Below are 4,080 nucleotides of genomic sequence, written 5' to 3'. Positions count from 1 at the left end.
GCGATGAAGATGAACAACACCTTGCTCAGCTTGCGGCGGGCGTTATGCAGGCCGAGTTTCTCGAGGAACACCGGCGAGAACTCGATCCACATGACGATGATGTAGAGCGTGATGCACGCCGCGACTTCGAACATCACCGAGTTGACGTTGAAGTAGCCGGGCCAGAAGATGTGCCAGAAGTTCCACCAGCGGCCGAGGTCGAAAGTGATCGCGGCGCCGGCCAGGGTGTAGCCGAAGAGGCTGCCAAGCAGTGCCGGCCGCACCAGCGGATGGTACTGGCCCTTGTTGAAGATGTAGACCAGCAAGGCGACAGAGAAGCCGCCACAGGCCAGCGCCGAACCGATGAAGACGTCGAAAACCACCCACACGCCCCAGGAGTAGCCGTCGTTGAGATTGGTCGTGGCACCGAGTCCAAAAACCAGACGGACCAGCACGATCGTCGCCATGACGGCGATCAGCACGCCACAGATCAGTGTGGTGGCATTGAACAGGCTGCCGCCAAGCGGCGCCGGCCTGCCATGTTGTTGCGTGCTCATGTTCACTCCTCCCCTGGCTTGCCAGTCGGCTGACTGTCATCGTCGTCTTCGTGATGAACGTTGCGCCTGGCGACGTAAGTCATTGCACCGAGTACGGCGAAGGGCATCAGCAGGCCGCCGTAGAGCGTGTGCTGGATGGTCTCGGAAGTCGCGGCCGATGAGTTTGGTGGCAGGTTCGGCATGCCGACCTTCTCGAAGGGAACCGCCGAGAGCTTGAGTACCTGCGTGCCGCCGTATTCGGTTTCCCCATAGACGTGCTGCTGGTACTTGCCGACGTAGCCCTCGTAGCTCTGGTCCGGGCCGCCGTCGATGCTGCCGCGCGGGTAGGTGGTGACGCTACCGGTGGGCAGTGCCAGGCGGCGCTTCGCTTCGACGAGTAGATCTGCGGTACGGCCATGCAGGGTCGCGCCGGTCGGGCAGACCTCGGCGCACGCCGAGTAGTGGCCATCTTTAACGCGATGGCGACAAAGCTCGCACTTGCCGATCTGGCCGGTCGGCGAGTCGTACTGATACTTGGGGATGCCGAATGGACAGGCGACCACGCAGTAGCGGCAGCCGACGCAGGCATCGGGATCGTAGGCGACGACGCCGGTCTTCGGGTCCTTGGTCATCGCCGTCACCGGGCAGGCGGAGACACAGGACGGATCGGCACAATGCATGCACGAGGTCTTCATGAAGGCGTAGCCGTTTTCTTCGGCGTCCTTGGTCTTCATCGTGCCGTGGCGATACATCTTGATGATGTTGAAGGTGTAGCCGCTGGTGTCGAGCGGCGTGTCCCACAGCTTGTCGACCGTCGAGAACTCCGGTGGGTTGTCGTTGGCCTGCTTGCAGGCGGCGACACAGGCCTTGCAGCCGATACACAAGGTCGCGTCGTAGAGCAGGCCGAGGGCCTCGGGCGGGCGCTGATGGGTATCGCGCGCCTCGGCCGGCGTGCTCAGCGTGCCGGCCGCGACTGCCGTCCCGGCGGCGCCGAGGCATCCCTTGAGGAACTTGCGACGAAAGTTTTCGTCGGTGGCCGGTTCAGGCAACTGTGTACGCATTTCAGGCCTCCGTTTTCTCGCTTGCTGCCCTGGCGCGCTCGCTTTCTTCGGCCTGGTGCGAAAGGCCGAGATTGCGCGCGACCATCGCCCCCGCGCCGGCGGCCGCGCCGGCCACGGCGGCCAGGATCGACGCCGAGCCGAGCGTGGCGCCGATGCCTTGTTCCTCGACGATGCGTGGATATTGCTGTGGCGGTTCGACGTTCTTTACTTTGGCGAGCATGTGAATCGGCTTGCTGAAGCCGACACCTTGCTCGGTGCAGCCGATGCACGGATGGCCGCAGCCAACCGGCCAGGTGCCGCCGCCGGCATCGCCGAAAAGGACGGTCGGGCAATTGGCGTAGGTCTCCGGACCCTTGCAGCCCAGCTTGTAAAGGCAATAGCCCTTGCGGTGCCCTTCGTCGCCGAACTGCATGGCGAAACGTCCGGCGTCGAAATGGGCGCGACGCTCGCAGTTCTCATGGATCAGCCGCGAGTAGGCGAACATCGGGCGACCCAGGTCATCGACCGGGGGCAGTGCGCCAAAGGTCAGGAAGTGCACCACCGTGGCCAGGAAGTTGTAGGGGTTGGGTGGGCAACCCGGAATCGTCACCACCGGCTTGCCGAGGACCTCGGCGACGCCGGATGAACCGGTCGGGTTGGGTGCGGTCGATGGCATGCCACCCCAGCTCGCGCAGGAACCGATGGCGATCACCGCTGCCGCGTCGGCCGCACACTCCTTGGTCAGCTCGATCGCGGTCTTGCCCCCCACCTTGCAGTAGATGCCGCCATCGCGGGTCGGGATGGCGCCTTCGACGACCAGCACGTAGCCGCCCTTGTTCTCGGCCATGGCCGTCTTGCGGGCCTGTTCGACCTGATGACCGGCAGCGGCAAACAGCGTCTCGTGATAGTCGAGCGAAATGACATCGAGAATCAGCCGTTCCAGCGTCGGATGCTCGGCACGCAGCAGGGATTCCGTACAGCCGGTACATTCCTGAAAGTGCAGCCAGATTACCGAAGGTCGTTTCTTGGTGGCTACCGCCTCGGCCACGGCCGCCTCGGCCCCAGCCGGCAAGCCCATGCCTGCGGCCATGGTGGCGCAGAACTGCAGAAACTCCCGTCGCGGCATGCCGAGTCGCTTGCTTGCCTCGACGATGTGCGCATTGGCCTCCAGCTGCAGTAGACGGGTACTTGCCATTTTCCTGCCCCCTTATTTTGTGCTGTCGCTCGCCAGCTCTTGTTCGTCGCCCGACCGCCGGTCGGATGGTTTGTGGGCCGACACGCCCGGACGGACGGGTGCATTGACTGAGTTAGCCCTTACAAGAAACGTGCCAGCGGACAATGGCTAATAAAACCAGTGACATGATGTCGCGATGGGGAGGCGAAAAAGGAACCCTGGTTTTCGTCTGGGGCGCGAAGTGGAAACATTGTTTGCACTTCAGCTTGTCGCCACAGGCGTGCTGTTCGGGCGGCTCTGGATGCGAATGGCCGGTTCCTGGCGGGCCGACCGGGCGCAGCCATCGACAGCTCAAGCGCTGGCTCGAAGCTGCGCAGCCGATCGTTGCGCGGCGCTCCGATTGGTCCTACGATCGCGGCATGCCGGATTCAAGCCTCCCTGCCAAGCGGCCACTGTCGCACCCGTTGGCCGCTACTGACAGCCTGCCGGAGCCGTCGTCGGCTCTCAATGGCGTGGACGAGGCGGTGTGGATCGAGGTCATCCACAAGATGGACGAGGTGTACAACGACCTGCTGCAATATGAAGTGGTGCTGGAGCAGAAGAATGCCGCGCTCGAGGATTCGCAGCAGTTCATCGAGAGCGTTCTGGCGTCGATGTCGGACATCCTGATCGTCTGCAATCGGCATGGCGCGATCCAGGAGGTCAACGACTCGCTGCGTCGCTTCATCGGCCAGGACGAGGAGGCGCTACGCGGGCGACCGGTCTCCGACCTCTTCGCCGACGAGACTTCGCAGCAACGCGCCCGCGACTTCTTCTCGGCGGCACGCCCGCAAACGGTTCAGGATTGCGAGCTAAGAATCATGGGGCGGGATGGTAGTCCGCTGCCCGTTTCGCTGAACTGCACGCCACGCCTCTCGGGCACCGGCAAGCTGGTCGGCATGGTGCTGACCGGCCGCCCGGTCGGTGAACTGCGCCGGGCCTATCACGCATTGCGCCAGGCGCACGACGATCTCAAGCTCACCCAGCAGCAGCTTCTGCAAGCCGAGAAAATGGCCTCGCTCGGCCGTCTGGTGGCCGGTGTGGCGCACGAGCTGAACAACCCGATCAGCTTCGTGCTGGGCAACGTGCTGGCCATCCGGCGTTACACGGCGCGCCTGCAGACCTATCTCGAGGCGGTGCACGCCGAGGCTTTCGCGGGCTCGCCGGACCTCGTGCGAATGCGCCAGGAGCTGCGTATCGACCGTATCCTCGAGGACGTCACGCCGCTCCTCGACGGCATGACCGAAGGCGCCGAGCGTACGCGCGACATCGTCGATGGGCTGAAGCGCTTCTCGGCAATCGATCGCAGTGT

Annotated in this window: 4 protein-coding genes; 1 reads left to right on the top strand and 3 read right to left on the bottom strand. The window is 63.9% G+C overall.

All coding sequences use genetic code 11. From position 1 onward, the window contains the following. From nrfD to RUW20_RS20670, 3 genes are all read right to left on the bottom strand, one after another. Positions 1-536 (bottom strand): NrfD/PsrC family molybdoenzyme membrane anchor subunit (nrfD, locus tag RUW20_RS20680; protein ID WP_313954105.1); only part of this gene is annotated, 536 nt, incomplete at its 3' end. Positions 537-538: 2 nt separating this feature from the next. Continuing rightward, a complete protein-coding gene (gene hybA / locus RUW20_RS20675) occupies positions 539-1,576 on the bottom strand; it encodes a hydrogenase 2 operon protein HybA (protein ID WP_313954104.1) in 1,038 nt (345 codons plus the stop codon). A 1-nt stretch (position 1,577) separates the two neighbouring features. Further along, positions 1,578-2,750, bottom strand: a complete 1,173-nt coding sequence (locus RUW20_RS20670; protein WP_313954103.1) for a hydrogenase small subunit — start codon at positions 2,748-2,750, stop codon at positions 1,578-1,580. Positions 2,751-3,148: 398 nt separating this feature from the next. On the opposite strand from RUW20_RS20670, the gene RUW20_RS20665 reads away from it, so the two are divergent. Next, the coding region (locus RUW20_RS20665) for a PAS domain-containing protein (protein ID WP_313954102.1) at positions 3,149-4,080 on the top strand (932 nt) is incomplete at its 3' end.

It is taken from the genome of Accumulibacter sp., assembly GCF_032229525.1.
Classification (GTDB): Bacteria; Pseudomonadota; Gammaproteobacteria; order Burkholderiales; family Rhodocyclaceae; genus Accumulibacter.
The sequence above is the reverse complement of the archived record's forward strand: the minus strand, read 5'-3'. Positions and strand labels throughout refer to the sequence as shown.